The sequence below is a fragment of the Comamonas jiangduensis genome (genome assembly GCF_030162955.1).
Classification (GTDB): domain Bacteria; phylum Pseudomonadota; class Gammaproteobacteria; order Burkholderiales; family Burkholderiaceae_C; genus Comamonas; species Comamonas jiangduensis.
In genome coordinates this window covers 58,188-76,812 of record NZ_JARXOV010000001.1, presented here as the reverse complement: position 1 = coordinate 76,812, position 18,625 = coordinate 58,188, and the positions used below count along the sequence as shown (strand labels likewise).

Annotated in this window: 16 protein-coding genes; 9 read left to right on the top strand and 7 right to left on the bottom strand. The window is 62.4% G+C overall.

Annotation, left to right across the window (positions count from 1 at the left end; all coding sequences use genetic code 11):
- Nucleotides 1–93 precede the first annotated feature (93 nt).
- From QEP12_RS00325 to QEP12_RS00315, 3 genes are all read left to right on the top strand, one after another.
- Nucleotides 94–978: a hypothetical protein gene (locus QEP12_RS00325; RefSeq protein ID WP_284213003.1), complete on the top strand. Its 885-nt coding sequence runs from the start codon at nt 94–96 to the stop codon at nt 976–978.
- 259 nt (nt 979–1,237) lie between these two features.
- On the top strand, nt 1,238–2,134 hold the full coding sequence (locus QEP12_RS00320) for a transporter substrate-binding domain-containing protein (RefSeq protein WP_284213002.1): 897 nt from the start codon (nt 1,238–1,240) through the stop codon (nt 2,132–2,134).
- A 208-nt stretch (nt 2,135–2,342) separates the two neighbouring features.
- The gene (locus QEP12_RS00315; protein ID WP_284213001.1) at nt 2,343–3,308 is read left to right on the top strand and encodes a Bug family tripartite tricarboxylate transporter substrate binding protein; all 966 of its coding nucleotides are present in this window, start codon (nt 2,343–2,345) and stop codon (nt 3,306–3,308) included.
- Here the strand turns inward: QEP12_RS00315 and QEP12_RS00310 are convergent.
- Complete coding sequence (locus tag QEP12_RS00310) at nt 3,298–4,263, bottom strand: LysR family transcriptional regulator (RefSeq protein WP_284213000.1); 966 nt, start codon at nt 4,261–4,263, stop codon at nt 3,298–3,300. The genes QEP12_RS00315 and QEP12_RS00310 overlap by 11 nt on opposite strands.
- A 205-nt stretch (nt 4,264–4,468) precedes the next feature.
- On the opposite strand from QEP12_RS00310, the gene hglS reads away from it, so the two are divergent.
- The 4 genes from hglS (at nt 4,469) to QEP12_RS00290 (ending at nt 8,456) form a co-directional block, all read left to right on the top strand.
- On the top strand, nt 4,469–5,872 hold the full coding sequence (gene hglS / locus QEP12_RS00305) for a 2-oxoadipate dioxygenase/decarboxylase HglS (protein ID WP_174862536.1): 1,404 nt from the start codon (nt 4,469–4,471) through the stop codon (nt 5,870–5,872).
- 50 nt (nt 5,873–5,922) lie between these two features.
- Nucleotides 5,923–7,176: an aminotransferase-like domain-containing protein gene (locus QEP12_RS00300; protein ID WP_284212999.1), complete on the top strand. Its 1,254-nt coding sequence runs from the start codon at nt 5,923–5,925 to the stop codon at nt 7,174–7,176.
- 86 nt (nt 7,177–7,262) lie between these two features.
- Nucleotides 7,263–7,664: a diacylglycerol kinase gene (locus tag QEP12_RS00295; protein ID WP_284212998.1), complete on the top strand. Its 402-nt coding sequence runs from the start codon at nt 7,263–7,265 to the stop codon at nt 7,662–7,664.
- 87 nt (nt 7,665–7,751) lie between these two features.
- Nucleotides 7,752–8,456: a riboflavin synthase subunit alpha gene (locus tag QEP12_RS00290; RefSeq protein WP_284212997.1), complete on the top strand. Its 705-nt coding sequence runs from the start codon at nt 7,752–7,754 to the stop codon at nt 8,454–8,456.
- Between the two features lie 79 nt (nt 8,457–8,535).
- Here the strand turns inward: QEP12_RS00290 and QEP12_RS00285 are convergent, their stop codons facing one another.
- The 5 genes from QEP12_RS00285 to hmpA form a co-directional block, all read right to left on the bottom strand.
- On the bottom strand, nt 8,536–9,126 hold the full coding sequence (locus QEP12_RS00285) for a hypothetical protein (protein WP_174863838.1): 591 nt from the start codon (nt 9,124–9,126) through the stop codon (nt 8,536–8,538).
- Nucleotides 9,127–9,329: 203 nt separating this feature from the next.
- Nucleotides 9,330–10,697 carry a uracil-xanthine permease family protein gene (locus QEP12_RS00280; RefSeq protein WP_284212996.1) on the bottom strand — a complete coding sequence of 456 codons (1,368 nt, stop codon included), beginning with the start codon at nt 10,695–10,697 and terminating at the stop codon, nt 9,330–9,332.
- 130 nt (nt 10,698–10,827) lie between these two features.
- Nucleotides 10,828–12,252 carry an amidohydrolase family protein gene (locus tag QEP12_RS00275; RefSeq protein ID WP_284212995.1) on the bottom strand — a complete coding sequence of 475 codons (1,425 nt, stop codon included), beginning with the start codon at nt 12,250–12,252 and terminating at the stop codon, nt 10,828–10,830.
- 251 nt (nt 12,253–12,503) lie between these two features.
- Nucleotides 12,504–13,652, bottom strand: coding sequence for an HPP family protein (locus QEP12_RS00270; RefSeq protein ID WP_284212994.1), 1,149 nt, complete (start codon nt 13,650–13,652; stop codon nt 12,504–12,506).
- Between the two features lie 155 nt (nt 13,653–13,807).
- Entirely contained in the window at nt 13,808–15,001 is a 1,194-nt protein-coding gene (gene hmpA / locus QEP12_RS00265) for an NO-inducible flavohemoprotein (RefSeq protein ID WP_284213145.1), read from the bottom strand.
- 187 nt (nt 15,002–15,188) lie between these two features.
- On the opposite strand from hmpA, the gene norR reads away from it, so the two are divergent.
- Entirely contained in the window at nt 15,189–16,811 is a 1,623-nt protein-coding gene (gene norR / locus QEP12_RS00260; protein ID WP_174863135.1) for a nitric oxide reductase transcriptional regulator NorR, read from the top strand.
- Between the two features lie 311 nt (nt 16,812–17,122).
- Entirely contained in the window at nt 17,123–17,500 is a 378-nt protein-coding gene (locus QEP12_RS00255) for a hypothetical protein (RefSeq protein WP_284212993.1), read from the top strand.
- Nucleotides 17,501–17,760: 260 nt separating this feature from the next.
- On the opposite strand, the gene QEP12_RS00250 is transcribed toward QEP12_RS00255, so the two are convergent.
- Nucleotides 17,761–18,339 carry a hypothetical protein gene (locus QEP12_RS00250; protein ID WP_284212992.1) on the bottom strand — a complete coding sequence of 193 codons (579 nt, stop codon included), beginning with the start codon at nt 18,337–18,339 and terminating at the stop codon, nt 17,761–17,763.
- Nucleotides 18,340–18,625 lie beyond the last annotated feature (286 nt).

Genomic DNA, 18,625 nt, shown 5'->3' with positions numbered 1-18,625 from the left:
ATGTGCGCACCTTGGCCCCACCACGTCTGCATTGGCAGCCAGGCCCCAGCCACGTGTCCGTCCCCCTCTCCCCGGAACCGACGAGCTTGACCCATGGACATGGAACTGACCCAGACTTTTTTACGCGGCAAAAACCCCTGTGCCATGGGCTACCGCTGGTTTGTGCGCAACAACCTGAGCGGCGGTGACTACCAGACGGCCATGGACACCCAGGTGGCTGCGGGCCGTGTGGACGACGCACGCTGGCTGCTGGAGAACTTTGGCAGCACCAATGCCGTGCTGGAGCTGGAGCATTTGGAGGCCGATAACTTTGTGTTTGCGGGCACGCTGATCGTGCGCGGCGATGTGCGTGTGCCCGGCCAGTTGCTGGTGGGCCGCAGCCTGCAAGTGGGGGCAGGCATTCGCGCAGGCACGCTGGAGGTCAAGGAAGACATCCACTGCGGTGGCGCCCTCTTTGCCCAGACGCTGCAAGCGGGCGGCAGCGTCAAGGCCGTGTGGAGTGTGGACGTGGCAGACGATATGCGTGCCGAGCATGTGCGCGCAGGCTGGGAGCTGTGCTGCACAGGCAATGTGAGCTTGAGCGGCGAAGCCGTGGCGGGCCAAGGGATTGAGGTGCAAGGCAGCCTGCAATGCGCCAAGGGCGTGCGCGCTGGCGGTGCCATCCACGTGCAAGGCCTGCTGGAGGCGGGCCACGGCATTGCCACACAGGACAGCCTGCACTGCGGCAACCACATTCAGGCAGGCTGGGGCATCAAGGCGCTGGGCGATATCCGCGCCGCCTGCAGCATTCGCGCTGGCGAGAGCATGCAGGCCGACGGCGACATCGTGGCCGGTGAAGGCTATGGCGTGTTTGCCGGCATGAATGTGCAGCAAGCCGCCTGGCCCGATTGCGCCTGGGTGCGCGCCTTGCGCAAGCCACAGGGGCTGGTCAGCGGCTGGTGGGAAGCACCTGCAGAGGCCCGCTTGCAGGGGGCTTAAGCTGCACCCAACTGGGTGCTGTGGGCCTGAGGGGCTATAGGGGACGATGGCGGCGGCTGCGCAGCGGTCACGCAGCAAGGCCGCATCTCCCTGGCCCCTAGGGTCACCCCCAGGTCATACACACCCCGCATGACCTCCTTCCGTTTCATCGTTATGCCTGCGTCGCCAATTGCCAGATAGTTGACGCAAGTCCTTGACGACGACGGCATCTGCTGTGCCTGGCACGCAGATTGCTGATAACACCACGAAGGAGATTGGTATGACGAAATTTTCCACCCGCTGGAGCCTGGCCTGTGTCGCTTTGGCCTCGGCATTCAGCGTGCACGCCCAAACTGGCAGCACCCTCGAAAAAATTCAGCAACAAGGCAAAGTCACCATCGGCGTGCGCGAGAGCTCTGCGCCCATGGCGTACGCACTGGGCTCTCACGCCCAGTTTGTGGGCTACCACGTCGAGCTGTGCGAGAAGGTGCTGGCCCGCATCGTCCCCCAGGCCAAGATTGAGTACATGGCCATGACGGCCCAAAACACATTGCCCCTGGTGCAAAACGGCACGGTGGACATGGGCTGTGGCCCCACCACCAACAACCTCAGCCGCCAAAAACAGGTGTCGTTTGCGGTCACCACCTATGTGAGCGAAGTGCGCATGGCGGTGCGCGCAGACTCGCCCATCACCTCGTTCAAGCAGCTCGATGGCAAAACCGTGGCGGCTTCCGCAGGCACCACAGCGGTGCAATTGCTGCGCAAGTTTTCCAAGGACCACAACGTGAATTTGCCCACCCAACTGGGCAAGGATCACTTCGAGAGCTTCATGATGCTGGAAGCGGGCCGCGCCGAAGCCTTTGTGCTGGACGACAACTTGCTTGCCGGTGTGATTGCCAATTCCAAAGACCCGCAGGGCTACAAAATCGTGGGCGAAGTGCTGGGCTCCGAGCCGATTGCACTGCTGTTTCGCAAGGATGATCCGAGCTTCAAAAAAGCAGTGGACGATGCCTTGGTCAGCATGATGAAGTCGGGCGAAGTGGCGCAAATCTATGACAAATGGTTTGTGCAGCCGATTCCCCCCAAGAACATATCTTTGAACCTGCCCATGGGTGACACCCTCAAGCAGCTGCTGCAAGCGCCCAACGACAAGCCGCTGGAAGCGTACAGCCTGTAATGCGCTCCACGCGGGCACTGCAACCTTGCAAACCCCGCGTGGCTGAATGTCCCCCACAGATGACCGCCACGCATGCGCTGCAAGCGCGTGCAAACACGCCTGCGTTTCTTCTAGGGGCCACCGCTTGTGACACCGTCTTGCGTCGAATCCACAGGCAGGACACAGCCCCCCCCCACAGCGCGGTCGCTGCCGAACCGAGAGCAACATGATGCATCGTCGACATTTCCTGTGTACCAGTGCGCTGGCACTGGGCCTGCCCCAAGTCTGGGCACAAAGCGCTTGGCCCCAAAAGCCTGTGCGCGTAGTGATTCCTTATGCAGCAGGAGGTGTCACGGACAGCGTGGGCCGCAAGTTGGTGGAAAAGATGGGACAAGCGCTGGGCCAGAGCTTTTTTGTGGAAAACAAAGGAGGTGCTGGCGGCACGCTGGGCATGGCAGACGTGGCAAAGGCCGCACCTGATGGCTATACGCTGGCGCTCAGTGCCATCAGCCCGCTCACGTTGTCACCCCACCTGATGAAGCTGCCCTACCAGCCATTTAACGATGTGGTTGCGGTGGCTCCCATGATGTATTCACCCGTATATGTTCTGGCCACCAGCAGCTTTTTGGGCAAGCGCTGGAACGATTTGCTGCAGCAGGCCCAAGCACAGCCGGGCAGTGTGCGGATTGCGACATCGGGCATGGGTTCGGTTGGTCACATCATGGTGGAGCAGTTACAGGCCCAAACGGGTTTGCAGTTCACCCATGTGCCTTACAGGGGCGTGGGGCAGATCGTGACCGATGCGGTAGGCGGGCATTTTGAGCTGATGCTGGGCAACCCTTTTTCCACCATTAACAGCCTGATTGAGCAAGGCAAGCTGCGCGTTCTGGCCACCACCGGCCCACAGCGCGCGCCCAGCCACCCAGATATTCCAACCTTGGCCGAACTCGGCGCGCCCCAAGCCAACCTGACCTCGCTATTTGGCTTTATGGCGCCTGCTGGCACACCCGCAAAGGTCGTCCAGCGAATCAACACCCTGGTGCAGGAGTTGGTGCAAACCGATGACATTCAAGCCATCCTCAAAGCTACGGACAACATCGCCTTGCACCAGGATCAAGCCACGTTTGAAGAAGTGCTGCGCAAAGAAAGCGCCAGCAATGCAGCCATCATCCAAAAGGCGGGCATCAGGATCTAGCCAGCGCCGCGCTCAGGGCTACTGGGGGCGTCGCAGGGCCTTGCACATGCTGCGCCATGAAGCTGCTGGCCGAGGCTTGAATCCAGGTGCGAAATGCCTGCAGGGGCGGATAAGCGCTGCGGCTGGTGGGCCAGGCCAGGTAATAGCGCTCGGCACTTTCCATTTCAGGCAACTGCGGCAGGGCGCGCACCAGCTCTCCGCTGGCCAATTCCTGCGCTATCAAAAAAGAAGGTAGCAACGCCACGCCAACGCCCGCAGTAGCGGCCTGCGCTGCCGTAGCGAACTGGTCAAACAGCATGCCGGGCACCTCGCTGGTGGGGTGGCCCTGGTGCTCAAACCAGCGGTGCCAGGCGTCGGGGCGTGATGCCAGGTGCAGCAGCGGCGCCCGCAACAAATCCTGCGGCTGGGCAAACTGGTGCTGCGCCCACATTGCAGGGCTGCAGGCAGGCACCACGGTTTCACTCATCAAAAACGCCAGCTCCGCGCCGGGCCAATGTGGCAGGCCAAAGTGGATGCCCGCATCGACGGCTTCGAGCTGAAAGTCAAACTGCGACAGGCGCGTGGTGAGATTGATGGTGATGCCCGGGTGTGCGCTGAAAAACTGCGGCAATCGCGGTGCCAGCCAGCGTGTGCCAAACGTGGGCAAGATGGCCAAATTCAGGCTGCCGCCTTGCGGGTTGGTGCGCAAGCCCAAGGTGGCGTTGGAGATGCGCATCAGCGCACCGCGAATTTCTTGGGCATAGGCCTGCCCGGCGGGGCTCAGGCGCACTGTCTGACGTTCGCGCACAAACAAATCTATGCCCAGCCGGTCTTCCAGGGCGCGGATTTGGCGGCTGACCGCGCTTTGCGTGAGGTGCAGCTCAGCCGCAGCAGCCGTAAAGCTCTGGTGGCGGGCCGAGGCCTCAAACGCACACAACAAAGACATCGGGGGCAAAAAACGTCGGGATAGCTGCATAAAAACCCCAGCACCCAGGTGCTGGCAAACATGGAGAAATCCGAGGTCATTCCTGGATTGCATGACATCGGCACCAGATTATCGTTTGACCAAAGTCAAAGCCTGCACCACCATGCCTTGGAATTGGGGTGGCATCCATGCGTAGTAATACGATCACTGCGCGCTGGGCACCCTGCTTTTTCATCGTCTTTCCTACTGCCCACTCATGAGCGCCACGCATCACCCCACCGCCGCTTTCGTCTCCAGCGATGAAATTCGCACCCGTTTTTCACGCGCCATGTCCCAGATGTACCGCACCGAAGTGCCGCAATACGGCAGCCTGGTGGCGCTGGTGGCCGAGGTGAACCAGCAGACGCTGCAAGCAGACGCCGAGTTGCATGCCCAGATGGTGCGCACCGGGGAGCTGGAGCGCCTGGATATCGAGCGCCACGGCGCCATCCGCGTAGGCACGGCGCAAGAGCTGGCCACGCTGCGCCGTTTGTTTGCCGTCATGGGCATGGAACCCGTGGGTTACTACGACCTCTCGGTGGCAGGGGTCCCTGTGCACTCCACCGCTTTTCGCCCGGTCAGCGATGCCGCACTGCGCGCCAACCCGTTTCGCGTGTTTACCTCGCTGCTGCGCCTGGAGCTGATTGCCGACCCCGACTTGCGCCAGCAAGCCAGCGACATTCTGGCGCGCCGCAACATCTTCACCCCGCGTGCACTGGCGCTGATTGCGCAGTCGGAAGCACAAGGCGGCCTCAGCGATGCCGATGCCAACGCATTTGTGCAAGAAGCGCTGGAGACGTTCCGCTGGCACAGCGATGCCACCGTGGATGCAGCCACCTACGATGCGCTGCAAAAAGCCCACCGCTTGATTGCAGATGTGGTGTGCTTCAAAGGCCCGCACATCAACCACCTGACGCCACGCACGCTCGATATTGACGCGGCGCAAGCAGGCATGCCTGCCCACGGCATGGATGCCAAGGAGGTGGTGGAAGGCCCGCCACGCCGCCGCTGCCCGATTTTGCTGCGCCAAACCAGCTTCAAAGCCCTCAAGGAAGCCATCCGCTTTACCGATGCGCAAGGCGACAGCAACGGTGCACACACCGCCCGTTTTGGCGAAATTGAGCAACGCGGCGTCGCCCTGACGCACCAGGGCCGTGCGCTGTATGACAAGCTGCTGGCCCAGGTGCGCAGCATGGGCAGCGCTGGCAGTGCCGCGCCTGACTACAGCACGCGCCTGCAGCAGGCATTTGCGCAATTCCCTGACACCCATGCGCAACTGCGCAGCCAGGGTCTGGCTTTTTACCGCTACAGCGTGCCTGCGGGTGCCCCGGCACCGGCCCAGCTTCCTCAGAGCACGGCCGACTGGGAGGCCCTGATTGCCCAGGGCTTGGTGCAGGCAGAACCGATTACTTACGAAGACTTTTTGCCAGTCAGCGCCGCAGGCATCTTCCAATCCAACCTCGGCGGCGACGAGCAAAAGCACTACCAAGCCAATGCCGCGCAGCAAGTATTTGAAGCGGCACTGGGCGCCCAGGTGCACGATGAGATTGCGCTGTACGCGCAAGCCCAGGAGCGCTCCATGGCGCAAGTGCGCGCTGCCTGGCAGGGTGTGACGGCCTGATCCCTCAACGCCCACGGCACCATCCGCCGTGGGCCCTCTTTTTGGTCCGCATGAACACCACGCCCACCCTCACGCCGCTGGCGGCTTTTGCCCCGCTGTTTGCCGAGCCCGCCGGCTCACCGATTCGGGAGCTGTTTCCCCTCCTGAGCCGCCCCGGCATGATGTCCCTGGCGGGCGGCTACCCCTCGGCCAGTTTGCTGGATGCCGAAGGCCTGGCACAGGCTGCCAGCCACGCTTTGGGCCAAGGCATCAGCGCCTTGCAATACGGCGCCACCGAAGGCTTGCCTGCCATGCGCGATGCCTTGGCGCAGCAAGCGCAAGCGCGCGGCATGTCAGCCAGCGCACCGGATGTGTTGGTGACCACGGGCTCGCAACAGGCCTTCGACCTGCTGGTGCGCGTGCTGCTGCAGCCCGGCGACATCGCTTTGGTGGAAGTGCCCGCCTACCCCGCTACCCTGCAAGCCCTGCGCCTGGCACAAGCAAACATTGTGGGCGTGCCCATGGATGCCGACGGCCTGCACACCGATGCACTGGCCGAACTGCTGGCGCAGATGCCTGCGGCGCAGCGCCCAAAGCTGCTCTATACCGTGCCCAACTTCTCCAATCCGCGTGGCAGTTTGCTCAGTGCCCAGCGGCGCCAGGCTTTGGTGCAGTTGGCCCTGCAATACGGCTTCTGGATCGTGGAAGACGACCCTTATGGCGAGCTGCACTTTGCCCACGCACAGGACACGGCCAGTGGCACACCCTCCACATTGCGCAGCATGGCTGCGCACCTGGCCCCTGTCGAGCGCAACCCGGTGGTCTACCTCTCCAGCCTGTCCAAAACCGTGGCCCCGGCACTGCGCATTGGCTGGATGCTGGCAGACCAGGCCTTGCTGCGCCGCTGCGCAGTGGCCAAGCAAACCGTAGATTTATGCACCTCGCCCATGGCGCAGATGGTGGCCACCAGCTATTTGCACAGCGGCCGCTACGCGCCCACGGTGCAGCGCGCCCGCGCCGAGTACCAGCGGCGCATGCATGCCTTGGTGCAGGGCTTGAATGCCATCCCCGATCAGCCCCTGCGCTGCACCATGCCTGCAGGCGGCATGTTTGTCTGGGCCGACATTGCGCCCCACATTGCACCGCAGCGCTTGTTTGAGGCCGCCGTGCAGCACGGGGTGCTCTATGTGCCGGGCAAAGCCTTCTACCCTGATGCTGCAGAGCGACACGCGCTACGCCTATCATTCGCCGCTACCGAGGCACAGGACATGGCCGAGGCCGTGCAACGTCTGGGCCGCGCCGCCCTGCAGGCGCAATCCGCCTAGCGCTGGGCACACAGACCCCGCCCAGAGTTTCTACAATCGCCACAGCACCACCAGCGGGTGGCGATTTTTTTGCTTTGGACTGCGCTATGCCCACCCCCACCACCGAACCTGTCAACATTCAAAAGCAACGCCGCGGCTTCTCGCGCATCTGGCACGCCGGGCGCTATTCCGTGCAAGGGCTGGTCGCCGCAATCCAAGAATCTGCAGCCTTCCGGCAAGAGACGCTGCTGGCCGTGCTGCTGGTGCCTGCCAGCTTTTGGCTGGGTCAGACCTGGGTAGAAACCGCGCTGCTGGCTGCCGTGGTGGTGCTGGTGCTGGTGGCCGAGCTGCTCAACACCGGCATTGAAGCGGCGATTGACCGCATTGGCCCCGAGTGGCATGCCCTGTCCAAAATGGCCAAAGACGTGGGCAGTGGCGCCGTGCTGCTGTGCCTGCTGCTGTGCGGCGGCGTCTGGGCTGCGGCGCTCTACCAGCGCTTTGTAGCCTGATTGCCCGTACACATCTTGCTGTGCCACAGCGCGCCTTACACTGCGCCCAGACCTTTGTTTTCACTGTTTGATTGAGGGCTTCACCCCGTGTTCACCGGCATCATCCAAGCCGTGGCAACGATTGCCGCGCTGCACGACCAAGACGGTCTGCGTACCTTCACCATGGAATTCCCGGAAGACTTTTGCCAGGACTTGGCCATTGGCGCCAGCGTCTCGCACGATGGCGTGTGCCTGACGGTGACCGAGCTACTCTCGCCCACGCGCGCCACCTTTGATGTGATGCAGCAAAGCCTGAACATCACCACGCTGGGCCGCTGCCAGGTGGGCGACGTGCTGAACGTGGAGCGCGCAGCCAAAGACGGTGCCGAGATTGGCGGCCACCCGCTGTCGGGCCATGTGGATTTCACCGCGCCCGTGCTGCAGGTGCTACGCACCGACACCAACCACAAGATTCGCTTTGGCATTCCCGAGGCCTTTCGCCCCTATGTGTTTGCCAAAGGCTATATCGCCATCAATGGCGCCAGCCTGACGGTGGCGGAAGTCAGCCGCCAAGAAGGCTGGTTTGAGGTGTGGCTGATTCCTGAAACCCTGCGCATGACCGTGTTTGGCCACAAGCGCGTGGGCGATGCGGTCAACATCGAAATCGAACGCAGCACGCAGGTGGTGGTGGATACGGTGCGCGAAACCGTACAAGCCAGTCTGGGCAAGCTCAAGCCCGTGCTGGAGGCACTGCTGGCCGAGAAAGGCCTGCGCCTGGATGATTTTGTGGATGTGCCAGTGCTTAAAAAATAAGAGCTGCCTGCGCTGAATAAAAAAGGACTTCAGAGACAAAACACTCTGAAGTCCTTTTTTGATGAGCGTTAGCTGCTATTTATTTTTTCATGTGCGGATCAAGCTGCACCGCCTGCCCGCGCTGCACCAGTTCATCGAACTTCAAGCGTGCCAAATCTTTCAGGGCCATTTGCTGCGGCGGCTGTGCCGCGTGCAATGCGGGGTGCTGCGCCATAAACGCCGTGAAAGCAGCGGCGTCATAGCTGTAGGGCTGACCGTCCAGCGCATCCAGCAGGCGCAGCAGCAATAGATTGCCCTGGCGCCCCCGGTGCACGGAGCGCTCCATGCGCCAGGCTGCAAAACAGGCCATGGCCGCAGGCAGCAGCAGCCCCGGCAAGCCCACGCCCGGCGTGGTGAACGCTTGGTACATCACATAGCCCATGGCCAGCACAATCACACCAAACAGCGTGGCAATGCCGTAATGGCGCTTGGCAATGCGGTCTTGGTGCGCCACCGCCTGGCGGGCGAATGCGGCGGGCTGCTCCAGCAGGGCCTGCATGCCACGTGCCAGATCATTGCCGTGGGATTGCTTGGCCAGCGACAGCACGATGTAAATCTGCTCTACATCGGAAGGCTGCAAGAAAGCATCAAAACTGTCAGGGGTGGGTGGGGCGGAAGGTTTGCGAGACATGACCCGAGGAAGGCTAAAAGAGTGCGCCACTCTACCGGCTTCACGCCCCCATCGCTACCGCGCTGTGTAAAGGCAGTACCCGCCGGTACGTTGAACGGCCACCCCACCAACACCACCAGCACGCTCCTTGGCAGGCGCTGTGCTGGTGCCGCAATGGTGGGGGCTACGTGCGTTCAGCGCGCCAGCGCATGCCACCGCAGCGCTTAAACCTGAGACTTGGGCGCGCGATCGCTCGCAGCACGCGGCAGGATCTGGTTGAGCACCATGGCCGCCATGGCGCCGATGGTCACCGCCGAGCCCAGCAGGTACTGCAGCATGTCAGGCAGCGAAGCCACCCACTCCTTGGGCGCCAAGGTGGCAAAAAACGAGCAGATGATGGGCACCCCCACCACCAGCATGGCGCGTTCATCCAGATGCACATGGCGCAGGATGCGAATGCCCGCCATGGCAATGGTGATACACACCACGGCAAACATGCCGCCAATCACCGGCGAAGGAATGGCCGCAATCGCCGCCGAGAATTTGCCCAAAAAGCCCAGCCCCACCAGCACCAGACCGGCTGCGACAAACACCATGCGGCTGGCCACGCCGGTGATGGAGATCACGCCCGCATTGGTGGAGTAACCGGTGACGGGGGTGCCGCCCACCATGGCGGCCACGCCGCAGCTCAGGCCTTCACCCACCGCGCCACGGTCCAGTTGCTGGTCGGTGATGGGCTGGTCGATGACCGCCGACACGGCAAACCAGGTGCCGGTGGTTTCAGCAATCACCACCAGGTAAATCACCACAAAAGTCAGGCTGGCGGGCAGCGAAAAGTGCAAGGCATAGTCCACCCCCACCAGCTTGGGCAGCGTGAACCAGGGCGCCGCGGCAATGCTGCTCCACGAAAACAGGCCCATGGCCCAGGCCACCAAAGTGCCGCCCACCAGCGCAATCACCACGGACGACACCCGCATCCACAGCCCCAGGCGGTTGTTCCAGCGCAGGCCCAGCATCATGGCCACGATCAGCAGCACCGCCGATGTGGCGGCCAGCAGCAGCGACTGGTTGAGCGTGGTGCCACCGTGCACATTGAACACATTGGCCGTCAGCGCAATCGGCAGCAGCGACAAGCCCACCACCAAGATGATGGTGCCGCCCACAATCGGCGGCACCAGCCAGCGCACCATGCGGTGGAACCCGCCGGTAATACCCAGCAGCATGACCAGCAGCGCACCGGGAATCAGCGCACCGAACACGGTGCCCAAGCCGGCGTAACCGCCGCCTGCGGCAAACGCAATCGCCAAAATGGCGCCCAGCGGAATGTAGGAAGGCCCCTGGGCCACCGGCATGCGCATGCACCACGCGGTCTGAATGATGGTGCCAATGCCTGCCGCCAAAAACGTGGACTGGATGAAGGACGCCGCATCGGCCTGTGACAGCGACAGCGCAGTGGCAATGATGAAGGGCACTACGTACACATCCATGGCCATGACGTGTTGCAGGCCCAGCAACAAGGCTTTGGAGAAGGTGACACGGTCCTCAGGGCGGGCAATCAGATGCCCTTCGTAAGCGGTGTGGGGGTCGTTCATGGCAGACAGGGCGAAAGGGCAAAAAGAAAACGAGGGAATTGGGGATAGGCACAGTGGCTAGGCTCCTACAGCGCTATCCCAAAAGGCCAAAAAGGCGGCGAACCAAGGCTGCGCCACCCGCTGGTACGTATCAGGTGCGTGCGTGGACGTGCTGCCCCTGCACCCACACCTGCGCCACATTGGCGCGGGTGGCGTTGTGCATGATTTTTTGCAGCACATCGGCGTCGCTGTCCTCGCCCGCCCACAGCCAGATGTTGGAATCCGGCGCCAGGCAATCCACGGCGATGGCATCCATGGCGTAGCCGGGCTCAATACGGCCAATCGGCAAATCCAGCGCCTGCCCCCCTGCGGCTGTGGCCAGCCACAGTGCAAACACATGGTCGATCTTGGCAGGGCGGCCTTGGGCGGCGCGACCGCGCGCGCTGCTGGGCTGGTCGGGGTCGGTGCCTTCGTGCAGCGCCAACGCCGCCGTCATTGCATGGCGGCAGGCATCGAACATGCTGGGGCTGTAGCCGCCCGAAATGTCGGTGGCCAGACCCATGCCCAGTTGCTGCTGCAGGCCGGTGCGTGCGGGAAACACGCTGTTGGCGAAGTAGAAGTTGGACAGCGGGCAATGCGCCACCGAAGCACCGGTACGCGCCATCAGCGCCACGTCCTCGGGCGTCAGAAAGTTGGCATGGGCCACCACGGTGCGGCGCGTCATGAGACCAAAGCGGTGCAACGCATGCGCATCGGTGGTGCCGGTGCGCGCCAGCACATGGCCGTGGGCCCAGTCGCTTTCGGAGCAATGCGTTTGCACATGGGCACCGGTGCGCTGGGCCAGATCGCCCAGGCCTTGCAACAGCGCGTCGGTGCAAGACGGAATAAAACGCGGGGTGATGACGGGCAGCACGCGCTGCTGCGCGTTGGCAGGGTGGGTACGCAGCCAGTCCATAAAGGCTTGGGTGTCGGCCACGGCCTGGGCCGCACTGGCGTCTTTGTAATACGGTGGGCACTGCGTGGGCTCGTCCATGGCCACCTTGCCCACCAGCGCGCGCTGGCCATAGGCCAAGCAGCGCTCGGCCAGCACCTGGTTGCCCGCGTTGTCCACGGTGCCAAAGTACATGACGGTGGTGGTGCCGTTGGCCAGCAGCGTAGGCACGACCACGTCGTACACGCACTTGGCAAACGCGGGGTCGCGGTAGCGCGCCTCCAGCGGGAAGGTGTTGTCCTGCAGCCAGACTTCCAGCGGCACATCCAGCGCTTTGCCGTTTTGCGGCCACTGGGGGGCATGCACATGCAAATCCACCATGCCGGGCAGCAGGTAGCTGCCAGCCGGCAGACTGCGCAGCGTACCGGCAGCCGCATGGGCGGCTTGCGCAACCTGCCGGCGCGGGTCGCCCTGCTGCAGCACTGCCTCAATCACGCCCTGTGCATTCACACAGACCAGTACATCGGCCTGCACCCGCAACTGGTCGGACGCAGGCGCATCAAAGGCCGTGCACTGCAGCGCCCAGGCGGCAGACACATCACAAGCTGCTGCGGCAGCCGCAGGCGGGGAAGCAAACAAAGTCATGGGCAATCACGGGGCAGCCAAGCTGCCCCCGCAAGCAAAGCACCCTGCCGCTGGCAAAGTGCACAAAAAAAAATGCACCCATGCCTTCAGACCTGGGTGCGGCAGTGGGGAATGTACCCAGTGCCAGGGGTGGCTTGCAGACACGGCGCGGCTTGCCCATAACCGGCCATTGGGTTCCTGCAGCAAGCGCTGCACACGGGAGCCATTCCACACAGCACCTGCACCGCAGGGCCCACTGCCAACCCAGGGCGTTACAAGGCCAGCTCCATCAGAATGCGCATGACATCCGTACGCGTCAGGATGCCCACCAGCTTGCCCTGGCGCAGCACCGCAACAAAAGGCACGCTGTGTTGGGACAAGGTCTCCAGCAGGTGCAGCACCGGGGTATGGTCTTCCACACTCAGTGGCGCATCTTCCATCAGCGCCGCCGCATGTACAGACGCTGCCGCCGCAGGTTTTCGCCCCCACAGCCGCCAGATGCTGCGCGATTGCTTGTCACGGGCATGCGGTTGCTGCTGCCACAGCCAGTCAAACAATGCACTGCGTGCCACCACACCCAGCAAGCGCCCCTGTGCATCGGTCACTGGCAAGCTTTTGATAGGGTGTTGCCGAAATTGCGCCGCCAGCTTGTCCACATCGTCCGTGGGCCTGCAGGTCCACAGCGCAGCCGTCATCACCTGCGCACAGGTGACGCTCCCCAAGCGCCGGGAGATGGCCTGCTCCTCGGCCGCACGCACCAGTTGCCCCAGCTCTTGCGGTGTCAGGTTGTAGTCTTGGTCAAAGCGTGCAAGCAGGGCTTGCAGATCTGCATTCGACAGCCCATCGGACTGCAAGTGCAGCTCTTTCTTGCCCGCAGCTTGGGGCGCCGCCGCCTGCAAGGGATAGTGTTTGCCCCAGGCGCGGTGGTAGGCCACCCCCACCAGCACCAGCGCCAGCGTCAGCAGACCAATCGGCAAGAAGGCATAGCTCCAGCTGTGGTGTACGCCGTGCTGGGCTTCCAGCACCAGCAGCAAAGCCACCGCCCCCCCTGGCGGGTGCAGGGCGCGCGTGAACTGCATGCCAGCCACCGCCCCGCCGACCGCCACCGCAGGCAGCAGCCAATCCGGCGCCTGCGAAGGCCAGCAGGCCACCACCAGCAAGGCCCACAGGGCCGAGACGGTATTGCCCACCACACAGGACCACGGCTGTGACAGCGGGCCCGTGTGCACGGCAAACACCAGCACCGCCGTAGCCCCCAAGGGGGCAAACAAGGCCCACCCGCCTTGCACGCCACGCCACAGCGCCAATTGCACCAGTACGGCAGCGATTGCCAGCCCCAATACCGCACCCAAACCTACGCGCAGCACATCCAGCCGGGCAGCAGGCGCCACGACAGGTTTCCATCCATTTCCAAATTGCATGACATTCCAAACGACAAAACCCCGCCCAAAGGCGGGGTCAGCCCGCAGCAGTGCGGGCAGGTGGTGGGTGCTGCCTTGGTGCAAGCACCGCAGTGGTGCAGATCACCCACACCGCCAGCATGCCACAGGCTGCTGGCACCACCATCAGCAGGGTTTCAGGCTGCCAAGGTCTGGGCAGGGCCGAAAAACTCGCAGCGCGCCTGCGCATCCGGCACACCCGCACGGTGCAGCACCTGCTTGGCCAAGCGCATAAAGCCCACCGGGCCCAGGTAGTAGGCCTGCACGTCGCGCTCGGCGGGCAGCCAGCGGGTCAGCAAGTCGGCATCGGGCATGCCTTGGGCCACCTCGGCACCACGGGCAGGCAACTGGTCGGCCGCTTGCTCATAGCCAAAGCGCAGTTGCAACTGCGGGTGCTGCGCGGCCAGGTTCAGCAAATCGCTGCGAAACGCCTGCAACTCGGGGCTGCGCGCGCAATGAATGAAGGTGACGGCGCGGCCCGCCTGCAAGCCTTGTTGCAGCATGGCCATCAGCGGGGTAATGCCCACGCCCGCACCCATCAGTACCAGGGGTTTGGCAGTGTCATCCAGGGTGAAGTGCCCAGCGGGCGGGAAGACCTCCAGCACATCCCCCACGTGCACCTGCTGGTGCAAGTGGTTGGAGACCACGCCCTGCGCTTCGCGTTTGACGCTGATGCGCAGGCTGCGGCCATCGGCCAGTTGCGACAGCGAGTAGTTGCGGCGCTGCTCCTTGCCGTCCACCTCCACCCGCAGGCCAATGAACTGCCCGGGCTGGTAAGCCAGCACGGCGCCACCGTCTTCGGGGTGCAGCGTGAAGCTGGTGATCTCGGGCGTTTCTGCCTGCTTGGCGGCCACCACAAAGCGGCGCGCCCCCTTCCAGCCGCCGGGTGCATCGGCATTGGCGTCGTACGTGGCTTTTTCGGCACCGATCAGGATGTCGGCCAGTTGCCCGTAGGCGGCGGCCCAGGCATCAATCACCTCATCGGTGGCCACCTCGGCACCCAGCACTTCGCGAATGGCACGCAGCAAAAAGCCGCCCACGATGGGGTAATGCTCGGGCTGCACCTGCAGCGAGACATGCTTGTGGATGATCTGCGCAGGCAGATCGCCCAAACCGGACAGGTCATCAATGTGCTTGGCGTACATCAGCACGCTGCGGGCCAGCGCACGCGGCTGGGCACCTGTTTGCTGGTGCACGCTGTTGAACAGGGGCTGCACCTCGGTGCTTTCAGACAGCATCAGGCGGTAGAAATGGGTGGTCAGCGCCTCGCCCCCGGTTTCCAGCAGGGGCACGGTGGATTTGACAATGGCGCGTTGGCGGTCGGTCAGCATGTGGAACATCTCTCCATGGCCGTCTGCGTGCGGCCCCCCATGGGCCGTGGTGCGGATCGGCATTCATGCAATCTACTTTGCAAAGCCTGTGCCAACAAATTTATTGAAACATATCAATCACTTATTTAAAAATATGTCTTTTTGACGCGCATCAATTCATGTCATATCGACAACATATGATGTCGCTATGACAACACCCACCACCCTGCTGAACGCCCTGCTGCCTCTGGTGGCGGAGTTGCCAAGTCGGTTGCCCGAGACAGAGCGCTACCGCCGTTTGCTGGCTGCGCTGCGCGCCGTGCTCCCCGGCGATGCCGCCGCGCTATTGCGCTGCGAGCGCGGAGAAAACGGGGATGACTGGTTGCGCCCCCTGGCGATTGATGGCCTGAGCCCAGACACCCTGGGCCGGCGTTTTCGCGTTGCCGAGCACCCCCGCTTTGCCGCACTGCTGGCAGCAGGCCAAGCGCTGCGTTTCCCCACCGACACCGACCTGCCCGACCCCTATGACGGCTTGGTGGCCCACCATTCCGGCGCACCACTGCCGGTACACGACTGCATGGGCTGCGTGCTGCAGGTTGACGGGCAACCCTGGGGGCTGCTGACGCTGGATGCGCTGCAACCCGGGCGTTTTGCGGGGGATGGCCCCCTGAACACGCTGCAAGCCTTCTGCAACCTGGCTTCAGCCACCGTCGCCACCGCAGCCCACCTGCGCCAGCTCGAGCAAAGCGTGCACAACGAACGCCAGCGCGCCGAACACTTTCGCCGTCACATCCCCGTGGCCTCGCCACGCCTGCTGGGGCACAGCGCCGCCATGCGTGCCTTGCAGCGCGACATTGCCACCGTCGCGGCCAGTGATCTGGCCGTACTCATCACGGGTGAAACCGGCGTGGGCAAAGAACTGGTGGCCCAGGCGCTGCACGCCCAGTCTGACCGCGCCGACCAGGCTTTTGTCAGCATCAACTGCGCCGCCCTGCCCGACACGCTGGTGGAAAGCGAACTGTTTGGCCATGTGCGCGGAGCCTTCACCGGCGCCGTGGGTGACCGCCAAGGCAAATTCGAGCAGGCGCACCAAGGCACGCTGTTTCTGGATGAAGTGGGAGAGCTGCCCCTGGTCACCCAGGCCAAGTTGCTGCGCGTGCTGCAAAGCGGACAGATCCAGCGGCTGGGGTTGGACCGCGAACGCACGGTGGATGTGCGCATCATCGCCGCCACCAACCAAGACCTGGCTGCTGCGGTGCATGCCGGGCGCATGCGGGCAGACTTCTTCCACCGGCTCAGTGTCTACCCCCTGCAGGTGCCGCCGCTGCGCGCGCGCGAAGGGGATGTGCTGGTGCTGGCGGGCTATTTTCTGGAGCGCACACGCTCACAGTTCGGGCTGGATGGACTGCGGCTGGAGGCCGATGCGCAGTCCGCACTGCTGGCCCACCACTGGCCCGGCAATGTCCGCGAACTGGAGCATGCCGTGCGCCGCGCTGTATTGCACGCCCTGCGGCGCCCGCGCCCCACTGGGCAGTTCTTGGGGGTCACGGCCCAAGACTTTGCATTAACTCCCGCATTGATAGCTGCCAACGCAGATGCAGCAAGCGTCAAAGGCCAATTTGACGTAAATTTCACCGCCCCCACCGCTTGTGCTGACGGTGTGAGTTTGCGCAGCGCCGTGGCACAGTACGAACGCCAGTTGGTTGAGCAAGCCCTCCAAACCCACGGTTACCGCTGGGCCGCCGCGGCCCGGGCCTTGCACATGGACCGCGCTAACTTGCAGCGCCTGGCCAAGCGGCTGGGCCTGATGCCTGCCACCGATGCCCCATAGCCCTGAAGACCAGGCCTGCGTGCCCTGCCCGCGCAGGCGACGGCGCTGGGTAAACATGCTCGTAAACAGCGGCCTGACACCCACGCGGCCGACGAAAAAATGGTTTCTTACCAAGCCCCGCGCATTCCGTTCACCCTCATCGCCGCCCCTAGGCGCCAAGGCTTGAAGCGCTGGGCGTCTTATCAGAAAAAAGCACGCCCATCACATCTTAAAATTACCTGTGGCCGATTGTGAAAAACCTTTAATTTTTTTCACGCTATGCTGTGACGAAACAGCTACATTGACCTATGACAAGAATATAGGGAGACCATATGCCGCAGCAACGCATACGCCGAATCTTTGCTTTTTTGGCGGCGCTAGAAAAAGCACCCGACTGCGCTTCCCGAGAGGAAGCGTTCGAGTTGGTGCACTCCACTTGGCTCAAGGTGAATATGGAGTCCGCGACCCCGGACAAAGACATTGAAGCCTTTCGGCATATGCAACTGCGTGCGGAAGATGGCTGGCAAAACCTAGAAGGCGATCCTTGTCACCTGCAGAGCATTGAGCACTCTGGACTGTGTCTGTACCTGCACTCAGACGGTGCATTCGTGATTCAAGACTTGAGCAGTCCCTCACACCCCATTTTGATGTCCAAGCTAGGGGCCAAGCCCTCCATGAAACAAGCGACCCCTGACGCTGTGACCTCTTAGGGCAGCGCTTTCAGCCCGCCCTATGTGCTTTTGCTGGCGTGGCGAAAGCAGGGCAATGCGTCTGTCTTATGCGTACAAATCCCAGCGCGAAGGAAGATGCGCACCGGATTTGTCTCAGCCAAGCCCTGCGTTAACTTTCGCTCTCTGAGCGCATGACCCACAAAGACAAACCGCGAGAGCTTGGGTTCCGCCCCCCAGTACGCAGCCAATAAAAAAGGGCCCGAAGGCCCCTGGGGTCAGGTTGCACTGATGTCGCGTGCTTATTGCGCAAACTTGCGCTTGGCATCGGCTACGCAAGCGTCTTTTGCATTGCCTGACATCGCATCGCAACGTTCTTTGGCGGCTTGGTACTCAGCATCACGCACTTTTTCCGCCGCTTCCTGGCGCGCATCGGCTACATCCGCTTTCTTGCTGGCGGCGTTGGTATTGGTCTCCATGCGTGCCTCCGCCACTTTGGCCGCCTCCAAGGCCTTTACATGCGCAGCCTTGGCATCTTTTACACACACATCTTTGGCATTGCCCGAGAGATCGTCACACTTTTGCTTGGCTACGTCGTAGTCCGCATCGGCCTTCGCTTTGGCAAGTTTATGGCGATTGGACTCGCTACCGTCTGCACGAAAATTCAACTCGGCCTTGGCCACTTTTTCGCGACCACTCGCTTGCTTCTCACATATATCTTTGGCGTTGCCCTTCATCGATTTGCATTGCTGCTTGGCAGCTTTGTACTCCGCCTCAATACGCGTTTTTTCTGCATTTTTTTCCGCAGGTGTTAAAGCGAAGGCAGACGACGCCATCAGTGTTGCCACACATACCGAGAGAATTTTTTGCGTGAACTGCATGAGCACTCCTTTAGATCGTTGCTGTTTATCAGAACCCAGATAGTCTTTGCAAGACTTATTAAGGGGTGACCACTTTTGCGTGGCACAAAACAGAATCTACCGATCTCCAATAATCCATTTTGTCGGGCAGGCAGGCATGCTGCCGTGGGCATATACCTACACACACGAAATACCGGCGCTGTAAATACAACCTCAACGGCTGCATAAGAAGTCTGCAGATTTCACCTACTTATCCTCGGTTGAAATCAAAATTCAATTATGGGGAACCTCTCACAACCCCACGCTT

Coding starts and splice junctions, on each gene's coding strand:
- QEP12_RS00320 (WP_284213002.1), top strand. CDS start 1,238: ATGACGAAATTTTCCACCCGCTGGAGCCTGGCCTGTGTCGCTTTGGCC.
- QEP12_RS00285 (WP_174863838.1), bottom strand. CDS start 9,126: ATGTCTCGCAAACCTTCCGCCCCACCCACCCCTGACAGTTTTGATGCT.
- QEP12_RS00280 (WP_284212996.1), bottom strand. CDS start 10,697: ATGAACGACCCCCACACCGCTTACGAAGGGCATCTGATTGCCCGCCCT.
- QEP12_RS00325 (WP_284213003.1), top strand. CDS start 94: ATGGACATGGAACTGACCCAGACTTTTTTACGCGGCAAAAACCCCTGT.
- QEP12_RS00270 (WP_284212994.1), bottom strand. CDS start 13,652: ATGCAATTTGGAAATGGATGGAAACCTGTCGTGGCGCCTGCTGCCCGG.
- hmpA (WP_284213145.1), bottom strand. CDS start 15,001: ATGCTGACCGACCGCCAACGCGCCATTGTCAAATCCACCGTGCCCCTG.
- hglS (WP_174862536.1), top strand. CDS start 4,469: ATGAGCGCCACGCATCACCCCACCGCCGCTTTCGTCTCCAGCGATGAA.
- QEP12_RS00300 (WP_284212999.1), top strand. CDS start 5,923: ATGAACACCACGCCCACCCTCACGCCGCTGGCGGCTTTTGCCCCGCTG.
- QEP12_RS00255 (WP_284212993.1), top strand. CDS start 17,123: ATGCCGCAGCAACGCATACGCCGAATCTTTGCTTTTTTGGCGGCGCTA.
- QEP12_RS00310 (WP_284213000.1), bottom strand. CDS start 4,263: ATGCAGCTATCCCGACGTTTTTTGCCCCCGATGTCTTTGTTGTGTGCG.
- QEP12_RS00275 (WP_284212995.1), bottom strand. CDS start 12,252: ATGACTTTGTTTGCTTCCCCGCCTGCGGCTGCCGCAGCAGCTTGTGAT.
- QEP12_RS00295 (WP_284212998.1), top strand. CDS start 7,263: ATGCCCACCCCCACCACCGAACCTGTCAACATTCAAAAGCAACGCCGC.
- QEP12_RS00315 (WP_284213001.1), top strand. CDS start 2,343: ATGCATCGTCGACATTTCCTGTGTACCAGTGCGCTGGCACTGGGCCTG.
- norR (WP_174863135.1), top strand. CDS start 15,189: ATGACAACACCCACCACCCTGCTGAACGCCCTGCTGCCTCTGGTGGCG.
- QEP12_RS00250 (WP_284212992.1), bottom strand. CDS start 18,339: ATGCAGTTCACGCAAAAAATTCTCTCGGTATGTGTGGCAACACTGATG.